This is a genomic window from Streptomyces antioxidans, from assembly GCF_000968685.2.
Classification (GTDB): Bacteria; Actinomycetota; Actinomycetes; order Streptomycetales; family Streptomycetaceae; genus Streptomyces; species Streptomyces antioxidans.
On the sequence record NZ_LAKD02000105.1, the window covers coordinates 38,316 to 53,747 of the forward strand.

At 71.5% G+C, this 15,432-nt stretch carries 12 protein-coding genes; 11 read left to right on the plus strand and 1 reads right to left on the minus strand.

Going from position 1 to position 15,432, the window contains the following annotated elements; genetic code table 11:
- Positions 1 to 111 precede the first annotated feature (111 nt).
- On the plus strand, positions 112 to 1,299 hold the full coding sequence (locus VT50_RS31360) for an acyl-CoA dehydrogenase family protein (protein ID WP_046083882.1): 1,188 nt from the start codon (positions 112 to 114) through the stop codon (positions 1,297 to 1,299).
- A 9-nt stretch (positions 1,300 to 1,308) separates the two neighbouring features.
- Here VT50_RS31360 and VT50_RS31365 read toward each other — a convergent pair whose 3' ends face one another.
- On the minus strand, positions 1,309 to 1,740 hold the full coding sequence (locus tag VT50_RS31365; protein WP_037949899.1) for a cell division protein SepF: 432 nt from the start codon (positions 1,738 to 1,740) through the stop codon (positions 1,309 to 1,311).
- Positions 1,741 to 1,973: 233 nt separating this feature from the next.
- Here VT50_RS31365 and VT50_RS31370 point away from each other — a divergent pair, with 233 nt between their 5' ends.
- The 10 genes from VT50_RS31370 to VT50_RS31415 all read left to right on the plus strand — a co-directional run bounded on the left by VT50_RS31370 (position 1,974) and on the right by VT50_RS31415 (position 15,401).
- Positions 1,974 to 3,209, plus strand: a complete 1,236-nt coding sequence (locus tag VT50_RS31370) for a DUF5685 family protein (RefSeq protein ID WP_075200228.1) — start codon at positions 1,974 to 1,976, stop codon at positions 3,207 to 3,209.
- Positions 3,210 to 4,256: 1,047 nt separating this feature from the next.
- Positions 4,257 to 6,218 carry an FAD/NAD(P)-binding protein gene (locus VT50_RS31375; RefSeq protein ID WP_240529383.1) on the plus strand — a complete coding sequence of 654 codons (1,962 nt, stop codon included), beginning with the start codon at positions 4,257 to 4,259 and terminating at the stop codon, positions 6,216 to 6,218.
- 176 nt (positions 6,219 to 6,394) lie between these two features.
- Entirely contained in the window at positions 6,395 to 7,285 is an 891-nt protein-coding gene (locus VT50_RS31380) for an amino acid ABC transporter permease (RefSeq protein WP_046084218.1), read from the plus strand.
- Positions 7,286 to 7,290: 5 nt separating this feature from the next.
- Complete coding sequence (locus VT50_RS31385; RefSeq protein WP_167396642.1) at positions 7,291 to 8,043, plus strand: amino acid ABC transporter ATP-binding protein; 753 nt, start codon at positions 7,291 to 7,293, stop codon at positions 8,041 to 8,043.
- 101 nt (positions 8,044 to 8,144) lie between these two features.
- On the plus strand, positions 8,145 to 9,104 hold the full coding sequence (locus VT50_RS31390; RefSeq protein ID WP_046084216.1) for an ABC transporter substrate-binding protein: 960 nt from the start codon (positions 8,145 to 8,147) through the stop codon (positions 9,102 to 9,104).
- 79 nt (positions 9,105 to 9,183) lie between these two features.
- Complete coding sequence (locus tag VT50_RS31395; protein WP_046084215.1) at positions 9,184 to 10,293, plus strand: LLM class flavin-dependent oxidoreductase; 1,110 nt, start codon at positions 9,184 to 9,186, stop codon at positions 10,291 to 10,293.
- Positions 10,290 to 11,627 (plus strand): NtaA/DmoA family FMN-dependent monooxygenase, encoded by a 1,338-nt coding sequence (locus VT50_RS31400; protein ID WP_079343930.1) that lies wholly within the window; start codon positions 10,290 to 10,292, stop codon positions 11,625 to 11,627. The genes VT50_RS31395 and VT50_RS31400 overlap by 4 nt, the downstream gene beginning before the upstream one ends.
- Positions 11,628 to 11,941: 314 nt before the next feature.
- Positions 11,942 to 12,847: a S1 family peptidase gene (locus VT50_RS31405; protein ID WP_046086457.1), complete on the plus strand. Its 906-nt coding sequence runs from the start codon at positions 11,942 to 11,944 to the stop codon at positions 12,845 to 12,847.
- Between the two features lie 172 nt (positions 12,848 to 13,019).
- The gene (locus tag VT50_RS31410; protein WP_046086466.1) at positions 13,020 to 13,982 is read left to right on the plus strand and encodes a slipin family protein; all 963 of its coding nucleotides are present in this window, start codon (positions 13,020 to 13,022) and stop codon (positions 13,980 to 13,982) included.
- A 342-nt stretch (positions 13,983 to 14,324) separates the two neighbouring features.
- Entirely contained in the window at positions 14,325 to 15,401 is a 1,077-nt protein-coding gene (locus tag VT50_RS31415; protein ID WP_046086456.1) for a S1 family peptidase, read from the plus strand.
- Positions 15,402 to 15,432 lie beyond the last annotated feature (31 nt).

Sequence of the window (15,432 nt, forward strand, 5' to 3'; positions counted from 1 at the left end):
AGCGTCGGGTCGGCCGGGCTGATCAGCCCGGCCGCCGGGCGGGAGGACGCGCCCCGGCGGCCGGCACCCGCCCGGCGTACCCGGAACCGCATCCACCGGAGGCCGCCGCCCATGTCCGCTGGCACCCTGCCGTCGTTCGATCCGCGCGACCCGCTGGGGCTCGACGATCTCCTCGACCCCGAGGACCTCGCGGTCCGCGACACCATGCGGCAGTGGGCCGCCGACCGCGTGCTGCCGCACATCGCCGACTGGTTCGAGCGCGGCGAGGTCCCCGGCATCCGCGAGCTGGCCCGGGAGCTCGGCTCCCTCGGCGCGCTCGGGATGTCCCTCACCGGCTACGGCTGTGCGGGCGCCAGCCCGATCCAGTACGGCCTGGCCTGTCTGGAGCTGGAGGCCGCCGACTCCGGGATCCGCTCGCTGATGTCGGTGCAGGGCTCCCTGTCCATGTACGCCATCCACCGCTTCGGCTCCGAGGAGCAGAAGCAGCGGTGGCTGCCGCGGATGGCCTCCGGCGAGGTCATCGGCTGCTTCGGGCTGACCGAGCCCGACCACGGCTCGGACCCGGCCGGGATGCGCACCCACGCCAAGCGGGACGGCTCGGACTGGGTGCTCACCGGCCGCAAGATGTGGATCACCAATGGCTCGGTGGCCGGGGTCGCCGTGGTGTGGGCCCGCACCGACGAGGGCGTCCGCGGTTTCATCGTCCCCACCGACGCGCCGGGCTTCTCGGCCCCCGACATCAAGCACAAGTGGTCGCTGCGCGCCTCGGTCACCAGTGAGCTGGTCCTGGATGAGGTGCGGCTGCCCGCCGACGCGGTGCTGCCCGAGGTCACCGGGTTGCGGGGGCCGCTGAGCTGTCTGAGCCACGCCCGCTACGGCATCATCTGGGGATCGATGGGCGCGGCCCGCTCCGCGTTCGAGTCGGCGCTGGACTACGCGCGTGAGCGGGAGCAGTTCGGCCGCCCGATCGGCGGCTTCCAGCTCACCCAGGCCAAGCTGGCCGACATGGCGCTGGAGCTCCACAAGGGGGTGCTGCTCGCCCACCATCTGGGGCGGCGTCTGGAGGCGGGGCGGCTCCGCCCCGAGCAGGTCAGCTTCGGCAAGCTGAACAATGTGCGGGAGGCGATCGAGATCTGCCGTACGGCCCGGACGATCCTGGGCGCCAATGGGATCTCGCTGGAGTATCCGGTGATGCGGCACGCCACGAATCTGGAGTCCGTGCTCACCTATGAGGGCACCGTCGAAATGCACCAACTGGTGCTGGGCAAGGCGCTCACCGGAATCGACGCGTTCCGGTGAGCGGCCCCGCTAGCTCTGGTTGAAGAAGCCCGTGGCGTGGCCGGACTGTCCGCTGACGATCTGGAAGTCGGCCGGGGTGAGGAGGAAGACGCGGTTGGCCACCCGGTCGATCGAGCCCCGCAGCCCGAAGATCAGCCCGGCCATGAAATCCACCACCCGCTTGGCGTCGGCGGACTCCATCGTCGTGAGGTTCACAATGACCGGTACGCCCTCCCGGAACAGCTCGCCGATGCCGCGGGCGTCCCGGAATCCGTCCGGGGTGACCGTGGCGATCCGGGTGCCCTGGTCCCGCGCGGTCTCGTCGGCCACCCGCGCTCGCGGGTCGGTCATCCAGGAGTCGCCGGGCTCGGACCCCTCGGCGTAGTCGTCGTCGTAGTAGCGCTCGTCATCGCTGTCGTCGACGAGGCCAAGCCAGGCACTTGCCTTGCGTACCGATCCCATGGACGCCTCCTCTCCCTGATGGTGTGTACTGTCCGCCCCTCTATGGTCGTCCATGATGCGGATGGTCTGCCACGTGGATTGCGGCCGCACAGGGGATTCGTGACGTTACTGGTGCACAACGGCTGGCGCCATATCAGAGTTCCACCTGGTTACGAAGGCTGACGGAGCGGTGGGTAGACTCCGCCGCTGCCGGACGGGTGACGTCGGGGACGTACGGGTGAACGGGGAACGTGGTGTTTGGCATTATCCGGCCTTGTCGGCATCGGCTGTCGGAAAACCTGCGCACCGAGTGGATGGCGCATTTGTGCGGGCTGTGCCTCGCGTTGAGGGGGGACCACGGACAGTTCGCCCGCATCGCCACCAATTACGACGGCCTGGTGATATCCGTGCTGGTGGAGGCCCAGGCCGGACGGTCGGAGGGCTGGCGGCGCACCGCCGGGCCCTGTCCGCTGCGCGGGATGCGGACGGCGTCGGTCGCCCGGGGCGAGGGGGCGCGACTCGCGGCCACCGTCTCGCTGGTGCTGGCCTCGGCGAAGGTACGTGACCATGTGGCGGACGGCGACGGGGCGTTGGCCCGGCGGCCGGTCGCCGCGGCCGCGCGTCGGGTGGCCGGGCGGTGGGACCGGGCGGGGGAGCGCAGCGGCGCCGCGCTGGGCTTCGACACCGCGCTGCTGCTGGACGCGGTAGGGCGGCAGGAGGAGCTGGAGTCCGTCGCGGGCCCCGGCACCCCGCTGCTGACAGTCACCGAGCCCACCGAGACCGCGACCGCCGCGGCCTTCGGGCACACCGCCGTACTGGCCGGGCGGCCCGGCAACCGGGCGCCGCTGGAGGAGGCTGGCCGCCTCTTCGGGCGGCTGGCGCATCTGCTGGACGCGGTGGAGGACCTGGCCGAGGACGCCGAGACGGGCGCCTGGAACCCGATCGCGGCCACCGGGACCGACCTCGCCGAGGTCCGCAGGCTGTGCGACGACGCGGTGCACGGGGTGCGGCTGGCGCTCAAGGACACCGAATTCGCGGGCGCGGGCTCCGGGCGGCTCGCCCATGTACTGCTGGTCCATGAGCTGGGGCGCGCGGTGGACCGTGCCTTCGGTACGACGGGATGCGCGCACACCGGAGGCGAGGGTGCGGGGGCCCTGGGCGCCCCGGGTGCGCCGGAGTCCTCCTACGGGCCGCCGCAGTCGCCGTGGATCAACCCGGGCGGCCCCGGCGGTGCGCCCCCGGAGCCGCCGGGGCCGCCGCACGGCCGTCGGCGGGGGCTGCTCGCGGGCTGCCTGGTGTGGAGCGGGCTCTGCTGCACCTGCCAGGTGTGCTGTCGCGACCCGTACCACGATCCGTGGAGCGGGCAGCCGCGTGAGGGGCTGTGCCATAAGTGCGGTGACTGCTGCGATTGTTGTGACTGTTGCAGTAACTGCGGTGACTGCTGCAGCTGCGACTGCTGTGATGGTTGTGACTGCGGCTGCGACTGCTAGTCGTTAGGGCGAGGGGATGTCCGGCGGGTCGTGACGCCTGCGGCGGGCTGTTCCCCACCCCGCCCCTTCCCGAAACCGGGGCTCCGCCCCGGCCCCCGGACGGACTGGGGCCTGGGCCCCAGGTTCCGTGCGGGCTGCGGTTTGCGCCTCGGGGTCCGGATTGGGGCTTGCGTCTCAGGTCCTGAAACTGGGGCTCCGCCCCAGACCTCGGGCGGGCCGGGATCTGCGCCTCAGGTCCGGGATGGGGGCTTTCGTCCCAGGCCCCGGACTCTGGGTGGGCTGGGACTGGCGTTTCAGGCCCTCGGGGCTGGGGTTTGTGTGCCAGGCCCCGGGTCGGGGTGTGCGCCCCGGCCCCCGGACGGACTGGGGCCTGGGCCCCAGGTTCCGTGCGGGCTGCGGTTTGCGCCTCGGGGTCTGGATTGGGGCTTGCGTCTCAGGTCCTGAAACTGGGGCTCCGCCCCAGACCTCGGGCGGGCGGGACTCGTTCGGGGCTTCCGGCCCAGGCCCCCCGGACAGGCCGGGGCTTCGCCGCTTGCCGGGGAGACGGGGGTTCCAGGGGCGGAGCTTCTGGTTGTGGGAAGGGGCGGGGAGGGGAAAGGCGAACGGGCCGAGGGGAAGGGTGGGGCACTGGCGTGTGTGGGAAGGCCGAAGGCGCGTGACGACGCGGATGTGCTGCGGCCGCACCGGGGAGGGAATCCGGCGGGCGCGGGCGAAGCCTCGAGGCGCTGGGGAAGGGAATCCCTACGGCAGCGGAGGCGGGCGGTCAGCCCGAACAGGACGACGACCACACCCGACCGAAGTCGATGTGGTCGCGCGTGACCAGTCGCCGCCGTGAGTCCATGGGACAAGTGGAGCAGCCTTCCGCTTCCGCGTCAACTGCGGTGAGACGCGCTGTTCACAGTTCGGACGGCCTTGACAGTGCACCGTGGGGTCGTCTTAATCTCGGGTCCATGCCGGGCTGAGGGGCCCGGCCGTAGTCGGGCTGAGGGGCCCGGCGTGTGGTGAAGGCCATGCGTGTGTTCACTTCAGAACTCACGGAGCCTCCGCATGTTCGCGAACCCGGACCGTCCCGCGCATCCGGACCACCCCTTCCGGCCACCCGCCACGCTCGTTCCACCTGGCACGGTCGCCCCACCCGCCACCGTCGTCCCACCCGCAACCGTGGTCATCGTCGGAGCGGGCCCGCGTGCCACCGGTCTGATCGAGCGCATCGCCGCCAACGCCCCCGAGCTGTACGGCGACGGCGCCCCGTTCGAGCTGCATCTGGTCGATCCGCATCCGCCCGGCGGCGGCCGCATCTGGCGCCCGGACCAGTCCCCGCTGCTGTGGATGAACTCCATGGCCGAGGACGTCACCATGTTCACCGACGAGTCGGTGGAGCGCGAGGGCCCGATACGCCCCGGCCCCTCCCTCGCCGAATGGGCCCGCGGGGTCCGTGCGGCCCGTGAGGCCCGCGGAGCTGAGCTGCCGCCCGAACTCGCCGCCGAGGCCGCCGCCCTGACCGGGCGGAGCTTCGCCACCAGACGGCTCCAGAGCGCCTATCTGCGCTGGGTGTACGAGCGGTCGGTGGCCGAGCTGCCGCCCGGGACCACCGTCCATGAGCACCGGGACCGGGCCGTACGCGTCACCGGGCCGCGCGACGGACGCCAGCAGGTGTGGCTGGAGGGGCGGACCGCGCCGCTCACCGCCGATGCCGTGGTCCTCGCCCTCGGCCACCTCGACGCCGAGCCGGACGCCGAACAGCGCGCGCTCACCGCGTTCGCCGCCGAGCACCAACTGGTCCACCTCCCACCGGAGTTCACCGCCGACAGCGATGTGGGCGCGCTGCGCGCGGGCGAGCCGGTGATCGTGCGCGGCCTCGGCCTCGCCTTCGTGGATCTGATGGTGCTGCTCACCGAGGGGCGCGGTGGACGCTATGAGCGCGGCGCGGACGGCGAGTTGGTCTACCGGCCCTCCGGCCGCGAGCCCGTGCTGTACGCCGGTTCGCGGCGCGGCGTGCCGTACCACGCCAAGATCGGCTACTCGCTGGCCGGTGAACGGCCCCCGGTGCCGCGCTTCTTCGGCCCCGCCGAGGTCGACGCGCTGCTCTCCCGCCCCGGGCGGCCGGACTTCCGGCGCGACGTCTGGCCGCTGATCGCCAAGGAGCTCGGGTTCGCCCACTACCACCGGCTGTTCACCGCCCATCCCGAGCGCGTGGCCGGGGAGTGGTCCGCGTTCGAGGAGAAGTACGCCGCCTGCCCGCCCGGCAGCCCCGACCTGGACGTCCTGGTCGCCGCGGCCGTCCCCGACCCGGCCGACCGGCTTGACCTCGACGCCCTCGACCGCCCCCTGGCCGGGCTGCGGTTCGATGACCACGACGCCCTGCGGCAGGCGCTGCGCGGCCATATCGAGGCCGACCTCGCCCGCCGCCACGACCCCGCCCACAGCCCCGACCTGGCCGTCTTCCTCGCCCTGCTCTCCGTCTACGGCCAGCTCATCCGGCTCGGCGACATCGGCGGCTGGTGGCACGGCTTCTTCAGCTTCCTCGCCTCCGGTCCGCCGGGGCCCCGGCTGGAGCAGCTGCTCGCGCTCTCCCGCGCCGGAGTGGTCCGCTTCCTCGGCGCCGAGATGACCGTGACCACCGATCCGGTGCGCGGGGTGTTCCGGGCGAGCTCCGCCAGTGTGCCCGGAGCCGCCGTCGAGGCCCGTGCGCTGGTCGAGGCCCGGCTGCCGGAGCCGACCGTGGACCGCTCCCGCGACACCCTGCTGCGCTCCCTGCACCGCGACGGCGCCGCCGCCACCCCGGCCGGACTGCTCGCCGTCAGCCCCGCGGACGGCCGGGTCCTGGACCGGGCGGGCGGCCCGCATCCGCGCCGCTTCGCGCTCGGCCCGCACACCGAGGCCCGTGCCTCGGGCGCCTTCGCCCGGCCCGGTACCAACGCGCCCGCGTTCCGGCAGAACGACGCCACCGCCCGCGCCCTGCTGCTCTGTGTGCGCGAGCTGTCCTGTCGCGCCACGCTCACCGCCTGAGCCGAACCGCCCGCCTGATGCGCACCGCCTGATGCGCACCGCCTGAGCCGCACCGCCTGATCCGCACCGCTTGGGTCCGCACCGCCTCAGCACCCTCCGGAACCACCCCTCCGGAACCACCCCCGAGACCACCACTCCCGCACCACCCTCCGCTCTCCCTCCGAAGGACCCTCTCCATGTCCCTGACCTCCGATCCACCCGTCGGCAAGGCCCACGCGAACGGCGCCGAAGACGATGACTACTCCGCCCTCAAGGTCGTCCCGGTACGCCACCCCTGGCGCTGGGCCGCCGTCGTCGTCACCGCGGTCCTGGTGGCCCAGTTCGCCCACGGCCTGATCACCAACCCCGGCTGGGAGTGGGACGTCTTCGCCAACTTCTTCACCACCCAGACCATCCTCAAGGCGGTCTGGATCACCATTCAGCTCACCTTCTACGGCACCGCGCTCGGCTTCGCCCTCGGCATCGTCCTGGCCTTCATGCGGCTGTCCAAGAGCCCCTTCCTGAAGTCGGTCGCCTTCACCTATATCTGGGCGTTCCGCTCCATCCCGCTCATCGTCCAGCTGCTGTTCTGGTTCAACCTCACCTATCTCTACAAGCGGCTGGACTTCGGCATCCCCTTCGGCCCCGGCTTCTTCTCCTTCGACACCGCGGGTCTGGTCGGGGCGATGAGCGCGGCGGTGCTCGGGCTCGCCCTCCACCAGGCGGCCTACGCGGCGGAGATCGTGCGCGGCGGGGTCCTCGCCGTGGACGGCGGACAGCTGGAGGCGGCGGCCGCGCTCGGCATCCCCCGGCTGCGGCAGCTGCGCCGGATCGTGCTCCCGCAGGCGATGCGGTCGATCCTGCCGAACGCCGCCAACGAGGTCATCTCGCTCTTCAAGGGCACCTCGATCGTCTCCGTCATGGCGATCGGCGAGCTCTTCTACCAGGTGCAGGTCATCTACGGGCGCAACGGCCGGGTCGTGCCGCTGCTGATGGTCGCGACCGTCTGGTACATCATCCTGACCACCGTGCTCTCGGTCGCGCAGTACTACGTCGAGCGCCACTTCTCTCGGGGGGCCGCCCGATGACCGCCATGGTCGACATCCGCTCCGTCCACAAGAGCTTCGGGTCCCTCCAGGTGCTGCGCGGCATCGACCTGGAGGTGCGTTCGGGGGAGGTGGCCGTCGTCCTCGGGCCCTCCGGCTCGGGCAAGTCCACCCTGCTGCGCGCCATCAACCACCTGGAGAAGGTGGACAGCGGCTGGATCAGCGTCGGCGGCTCGCTGATCGGCTACCGCCGCCAGGGCGACCGCCTCTACGAGCTGCGCGAACGCGAGATCCTCCGGCAGCGCACCCGGATCGGCTTCGTCTTCCAGAACTTCAACCTCTTCCCGCATCTGACCGTGCTGGAGAACGTCGTCGAGGCGCCGGTCTCGGCGCTGCGCCGTCCCCGGAAGGAGGCGGTGAGCGCCGCCGAGGCGCTGCTCGCCCGGGTCGGCCTGGCCGACAAGACGGCCGCGTACCCCCGGCAGCTCTCCGGCGGCCAGCAGCAGCGGGTGGCGATCGCCCGCGCCCTCGCCCTGGAGCCAGAGCTGCTGCTCTTCGACGAGCCGACCTCCGCCCTCGACCCCGAACTGGTCGGCGAGGTCCTTGACGTCATCAAGGACCTGGCCCACCAGGGCACCACGATGATCGTCGTCACCCATGAGATCGGCTTCGCGCGGGAGGTCGCCGACACCGTCGTCTTCATGGACGGCGGCCGGATCGTCGAGCGGGGCACGCCCGCCGAGGTGCTTGACGCGCCGCGCCACGAGCGCACCAAGGCGTTCCTCTCCAAGGTCCTCTGAGGCCGCCGATGTTCACCCGTTCACAGGTCTCCACCAGACCCCCGTTGTTCACCACCAGACCCCCGTTGTTCAGCTACGCGAGCCACGCAAGGAGCACCCCCGTGAAGACCCGCCGCACCCTCGCCGCCGTCGCCGCGCTCACCGCCTCCGCCCTGCTCGGCGGCTGCGGCGAGGGCGATGCCCAGGAGTCGGTGGGCTCCAAGGGCTCGAAGAACTCCATCAACATCGGCCCGGACCAGCACCGCGTCAGAGGAAAGAAGGTCGACTCGATCGCGGCGAAGGTCCCGGCCGCGATCCGTGAGCGCGGCACCCTGCGCATCGGCGGCAGCAGCGACGCCTCCGCCCCGCTCGGCTTCTACGCGACCGACGACAAGACCCGGATCGGCTCCGAGCTCGACATCGCCACGTTGGTAGCCGACACCCTCGGGCTCAAGATCGACTTCCAGCCGGTCTCCTGGGAGAACCTCTTCGTCGGCCTGGACAGCTCCAAGTTCGACGGCGTGTTCTCCAATGTGACGGTCACCGAGGAGCGCAAGGAGAAGTACGACTTCGCCACCTACCGGCTGGACGACCTCGCCTTCGAGGCCAAGAAGGGCACCTCCTGGCGGATCAAGGGGCCGGAGGACGTGGCGGGCAAGACGGTCTCGGTCTCCTCCGGCACCAACCAGGAGAAGATCCTGGTCGACTGGAGCAAGCAGAACGAGAAGGCGGGCCGCAAGCCCGTGGACATCAAGTACTTCCAGAAGGACACCGACTACTACCTCGCCCTCCAGTCCGGCCGCATCGACGCCTACTTCGGCCCGAACCCCACCGCCGCCTACCACGTCGCCTCGGCCGGCCAGACCCAGATCATCGGCCGCTTCTCGGGCGGTGGCGCCCAGGTGCAGGGCAAGATCGCGGCCGCCACCAAGAAGGGCAGCGGGCTGGTCGACGCCTATGCCGCGGCCCTGGACCACGTGATCGAGGACGGTTCGTACGCCAAGGTCCTGAAGCGGTGGGGGCTCTCCAGCGAGGCGGTGAAGAAGTCCGAGATCAACCCGCCCGGGCTGCCCACGTCATGACCCGCTGCCCCCCGCGCTGACCCCCGAGGAACGACGAAGGCCCCGACCGAGGAGGGCCCGACCGAGGAAGGCCCCGACCATGGCCGTACCGACCGGCACCCTGCACCTGGCCGCCGCCATCGACGGCGACGGGCAGTACCAGGCGCCGTACTACGTGGAGCTCGCCCGGCTCGCCGAGGACGGCGTGCTCGACTTCATCACCCTGGACGACAGCTTCGGCCCCCCGGGGCCGGGCCGGGGCAGGCTCGACGCGCTCGCCGTCCTCGCGCGTGTCGCGCCCGCCACCGGGCGGATCGGACTGGTGCCGACCGTCACCACCACCCACACCGAGCCGTTCCATCTCTCCTCGTCCGTGGCCACCCTGGACTGGGTGAGCCGCGGCCGGGCGGGCTGGCGGATCGAGGTGTCGACGACGGAGGCGGAGGCGCGGCTGGTGGGCCGCCGCCCCGCCGCCCCCACCGGGGAGCTGTGGGCCGAGGCGGGGGAGGTGGCCGATGTGGTGGCCCGGCTGTGGGACAGCTGGGAGGACGACGCCGAGATCCGCGACACCGCCACCGGCCGCTTCATCGACCGCGACAAGCTGCACTACGTGGACTTCGAGGGCGCCCACTTCACGGTGCGCGGCCCGGCCATCGTGCCCCGGCCCCCACAGGGCCACCCGGTGGTGGCCGTCGCCGCCACCGACCCGGTGACCTGGCCGACCGTGGCGCGACACGCCGATGTGGCGTACATCCGCGCCACCTCCCCGGGAGAGGCGGGCCGGATCCGCGACGAACTGCGGCGGCGGGCGCTTGCGTACGGCCGGGAGCCCGGCGCGCTCACCGTGCTCGCCGCCGTCTCCGTGGACCTGGCCGACGGGGAGGGCGCGCCCGGGAACTCCCCGGCCACGGGCGGCGCGCCGCAGGACCCGCTGACCGACACGCCGGGCGGGCCTCCGCTGTACCGCGGGGGACCGGTGGAGCTCGCCGAGCTGATCACCGGCTGGCACACCGCAGACGCCGTGGACGGCTTCCACATCACCCCCGTCGCCCCACGCCATGACCTGGAACGCTTCGTCAACGGTACCGTGGCGCTGCTCCAGCACCGGGGGCTGTTCCGCACCTTCTACCCCGGTGCGACACTCCGTGACCACCTGGGGCTCTCCCGTCCGGCCAACCGCTACGCCCTGGAGAGGGAGGCCGTCCGATGACCTCGCGGCCCCGGCAGATCCATCTCGCGGCCCACTTCCCCGGTGTCAACAACACCACCGTCTGGACCGTCCCGACCACCACCCCCGGCCGGGGCGCTTCGCGCGCCCCCGCCCTCGGGAGCCAGATCGACTTCTCCTCCTTCGAACACCTCGCGCGCACCGCCGAGCGCGGGCTGTTCGACTTCTTCTTCCTCGCCGAGGGGCTGCGGCTGCGCGAGCACAACGGCCGGATCCACGATCTCGACGTGGTCGGCAGGCCCGAGTCGATCACCGTGCTGAACGCGCTGGCCGCCGTCACCGAACGGCTGGGGCTGGCCGCCACCGTCAACGCCACGTTCAACGAACCGTACGAGCTGGCCCGCCGGTTCGCCTCCCTGGACCATCTCAGCGGGGGCCGCGCCGCCTGGAACGTGGTCACCTCCTCCGACGCCTTCACCGGCGAGAACTTCCGGCGCGGCGGCTTCCTGGACCGGGCCGACCGCTACACCCGGGCCGCCGAGTTCCTCGCCACCGCCCGTGAGCTGTGGGACTCCTGGACGCCGGACGGCACGCCGCGCCCGTTCGCCCACAGCGGCGACCACTTCACCATCGGCGGTGAGTTCGGCGTGCCGCGCTCGCCACAGGGCCATCCGGTGGTGATCCAGGCCGGGGACTCCGACGAGGGCCGGGAGTTCGCCGCCTCGACCGCCGACATCATCTTCACCCGGCACGGCGCGCTGGAGGCCGGACGCGCCTTCTACGCCGACGTCAAGCGGCGGCTCGCGCGGTACGGGCGCGCCCCCGAGGAGCTGAAGATCATGCCCGGGGTGACCCTGGTGCTCGGCGACACCCCGGCCGAGGCCCGGGAGAGGGCCGCCGAGATCCGGCGGCAGCAGGTCTCGCCGCAGACCGCGATCCTCACCCTGGAGCAGATCTGGGGCGTGGACCTGTCCGGCTACGACCCGGACGGGCCGCTTCCGGACATCGACCCCGACCCGGGGTCCCAGTTGGCCCAGGGCCGGGTGCGGCATGGCGATCCGCTGGCCGTCGCCGCCAAGTGGCGGGCGCTGTCGGAGGAGAAGGGGCTGTCCATCCGGCAGACCGTCATCGAGGCGACCGGGCGGCAGTCGTTCGTCGGCACCCCGGAGGCGGTCGCGGCGGAGATGGCGGAATTCGTGGCCGCCGACGCCGCCGACGGCTTCATCCTGGTGCCCCATCTGACCCCCGGCGGGCTCGATGACTTCGTGGACCGGGTGGTGCCGCTGCTCCAGGAGCGCGGGGTGTTCCGCACCGCGTACACCGGTCCGACACTCCGCGACCACCTGGGGCTTCGGCGTCCGGGGGAGGGGAGCTGAGCGGCCGCGCGGCGGCTCTGCCGACGGGGGGCGATACGTCCGCGCCATAACGGAACCCGATCGCCCGCGCGTCCGTCTCACGGGATACCCAAGGGGATGGGAGCACAAGCCCCGGCGGCCTGAACCCGCCGGGGCCATGTGGCGTGTGCCCGACGGCTGTTCCGAATTGTCCTCTTGCGCACTGTGGCCGGTGCCACGAATACTTCCGGAAGCGCTTGTCAGGGGCACGCCGAATCGGTCATGTCGGCGTGCTCGTTGACTGCGCCTCACGGGCCTGCCCACCCAAGCGGACCCCCGATTCCCCGGAGGAAGAGTTGAGGATCAAGCGCAACGCCCCCCACAGCACCCAGGCGAGACGCATCGCCCTGATCGCCGCGACCTCCGCCCTGGTGGCCGGAACGGCACTCGCCGCCCCCGCCGCCTACGCCGGCAGCGACGGCGCCCGCACCTTCAGCGCGGCCGAGGCCAAGTCGGCGAGCAGTGCCGTTCTCGAGGCCGATGTCGCGGGCACCGCCTGGTACGTCGAGAAGGGGACCAACAAGCTCGTGGTCACCGCCGACAGCACGGTGTCCCAGAGTGAGATAAGCAAGATCAAGAACACCGCCGGTGCGAGCGCCGACGCGATCGAGGTCAAGCGGACCTCCGGCAAGATCCAGAAGCTGATCTCGGGCGGCGACGCGATCTACGCGAGTAGCTGGCGCTGCTCCCTCGGCTTCAACGTGCGCAACAGCAGTGGGGCCAACTACTTCGTCACCGCCGGTCACTGCACCGACGGCGCCGGCACCTGGTGGTCGAACTCCGGCCACACCACCACCATCGGCCCGACGTCCGGCTCCAGCTTCCCGACCAATGACTACGGTCTGGTCCGGTACAGCGGCTCGGTCTCCCCCGAGGGCACCGTCGGCAGCCAGGACATCACCTCGGCCGCCAACCCGACCGTGGGCCAGACGGTCACCCGGCGCGGCTCCACCACCGGCATCCACAGCGGCCGGGTCACCGCGCTGAACGCCACGGTCAACTACGGCGGCGGCGACATCGTCTACGGCATGATCCAGACCACGGTCTGCGCCGAGCCCGGCGACAGCGGCGGCCCGCTCTACGCCGGCTCCACCGCCCTGGGCCTCACCTCCGGCGGCAGCGGCAACTGCACCTCCGGTGGCACCACGTTCTTCCAGCCGGTCGTCGAGGCGCTGAACGCGTACGGCGTGAACGTCTACTGACCGGCGCCGTTCCTCCGCTGATCAGCTCCGCACCAGGCTGACCGAGAACCCCCGTCCGCGCTGCCGGACGGGGGTTTTCCACAGCCCTCCCCACTCTTCGGCGGGCGGACTATCGTGGACATCAGTACCCCACGAGGGGCATTGTTCGCGATACGGACGGCAGGTGGCCGTGATGGTCGATGCGCTCGTGACACTGATAGTGGTACTGGCTTGCCTCGGGGCCCTGGGCGTGCTGGCCGCGGCCCGGGTGGTCAAGCAGTACGAGCGGGGGGTGGTCTTCCGGCTCGGGAGGCTCCGCTCGAATACCCGGGGGCCGGGATTCACCATGATCGTCCCGTTCGTTGACCGGCTCCACAAGGTCAATATGCAGATCGTGACGATGCCCGTCCCCGCCCAGGAGGGCATCACCCGGGACAATGTGACCGTGCGGGTCGATGCCGTGGTCTACTTCAAGGTCGTGGACGCGGCCGAGGCGCTGGTCGCGGTGGAGGACTACCGCTTCGCCGTCTCCCAGATGGCCCAGACCTCGCTGCGGTCGATCATCGGGAAGAGCGATCTGGACGATCTGCTCTCCAACCGGGAGAAGCTCAACCAGGGCCTGGAGCTCATGATCGACAGCCCGGCCGTCGGATGGGGCGTCCATATCGACCGGGTGGAGATCAAGGACGTGTCGCTGCCGGAGACCATGAAGCGGTCGATGGCCCGCCAGGCCGAGGCCGACCGGGAGCGCCGCGCCCGGGTGATCAACGCGGACGCGGAGCTGCAGGCGTCGAAGAAGCTGGCCGAGGCCGCCTCCCAGATGGCCGACACCCCCTCGGCGCTCCAGCTGCGGCTGCTGCAGACGGTGATGGCGGTCGCCGCCGAGAAGAACTCCACACTGGTGCTGCCCATCCCGGTCGAGCTGCTGCGCTTCCTGGAGAAGGGTCAGCAGGAGATCCCGGCGGCGGCCCGGACGGAGGGCGGTGCGGAGGGCGGCGCCCCGGCCGCCGGTCCGGCCGCCGAGCCGGAGCGGGAGGCCGCGCCCTCGCAGCCCGCCCAGCCCGTGCAGGCGGCCCAGCCCGCCCGGCAGGCGATGCCGACGCTCACCGAGCGCGAGCCGGGGGCGGAGCCGGAGCCCCATGCGGTCGAGCGATGAGCCATGGGGTGAGCCGTGGGAGGCGATGTCCGGCATGGGGCCCTCTGAGGGATTCCATGCGGTGATCCTCCCGGTTTGACGGCTCGTCCGGATAACTGGTTCGGTGCCCGTACACCTCCAAGGTGTGCGGGCGCCGCCATGTCCGGACATGAGTCCGCAGGGTAAATTTCACGCCCATGACGTGAACGCACCCTTGTGCGCACCCGGTGGTGATGGGAATACTCGGCGGCGCAAATTGGCATGGACGCGCCCCTGAGTGGGGAGATGCGCTGTGTCGTTACGCCCTCCGGGCCCTGGCACCCCACTGCCGATGGGCCCAACCCCCCACTGGAAGGCAGAGAGTTGAAGCACCGTCGCATACCCAAGCGTCGCGTCGCCATCGCCGGAGCCGGCATAGCGGCCCTGGTCGCCACCGGCATCACCCTGCAGAGCGCCAACGCCGCCCCCGGTGAGCCCCAGCCCGACACCCTCTCGGTCGGCGCCGCCGGAAAGCTCGCCCATACGCTCACCTCCTCGCTCAAGAGCGACACGGCGGGTTCGTACTACGACGCCAAGACCAAGAAGCTCGTCGTCAACGTCGTCAACAAGGGCGCCGTGGACAAGGTCCGGGAGGCCGGGGCCGAGGCCAAGGTGGTCACGAACACCCTGGCCGAGCTGAGCAAGGCGCGTCAGACGCTGAAGCAGAAGGCCACCATCCCCGGCACCTCGTGGTCGGTGGACCCCAGAAGCAACAAGGTCGTCGTCACCGCGGACAGCTCCGTCAAGGGCACCCGGATGGCCACCCTCAACAAGGTCGCCGACGCGCTCGGCGACAAGGTCGAGGTGAAGCGCTCGGCCGGGAAGTTCTCCACCTTCATCGCCGGTGGCGACGCCATCTGGGGCGACGGTGGGCGCTGCTCGCTCGGGTTCAACGTCGTCAAGGGCGGCGAGCCGTACTTCCTGACCGCCGGTCACTGCACCGAGGCCATCAGCAGCTGGTCGGACTCGCAGGGCGGCGAGGAGATCGGGACCAACGAGGGCAGCGAGTTCCCCGGCAACGACTACGGCCTGGTCAAGTACACCAAGGACACCGACCACCCGAGCGCGGTCGACCTCTACAACGGCAGCACCCAGGAGATCGCCAAGGCCGGTGACGCCACCGTCGGCCAGACGGTGCAGCGCAGCGGCTCCACCACCCAGGTGCACGACGGCGAGGTCACCGGCCTCAACGCGACCGTCAACTACCAGGAGGGGACGGTCGAAGGGCTGATCCAGACCACCGTCTGCGCCGAGCCCGGCGACAGCGGCGGCGCGCTCTTCTCGGGCGACACGGCGCTGGGTCTGACCTCCGGCGGCAGCGGTGACTGCTCCTCGGGCGGCGAGACCTTCTTCCAGCCGGTGCCTGAGGCGCTGGACGCGTTCGGCGCCGAGATCGGCTGAGCTGGCTGACTAATGTGAACGAAGGCAGGCC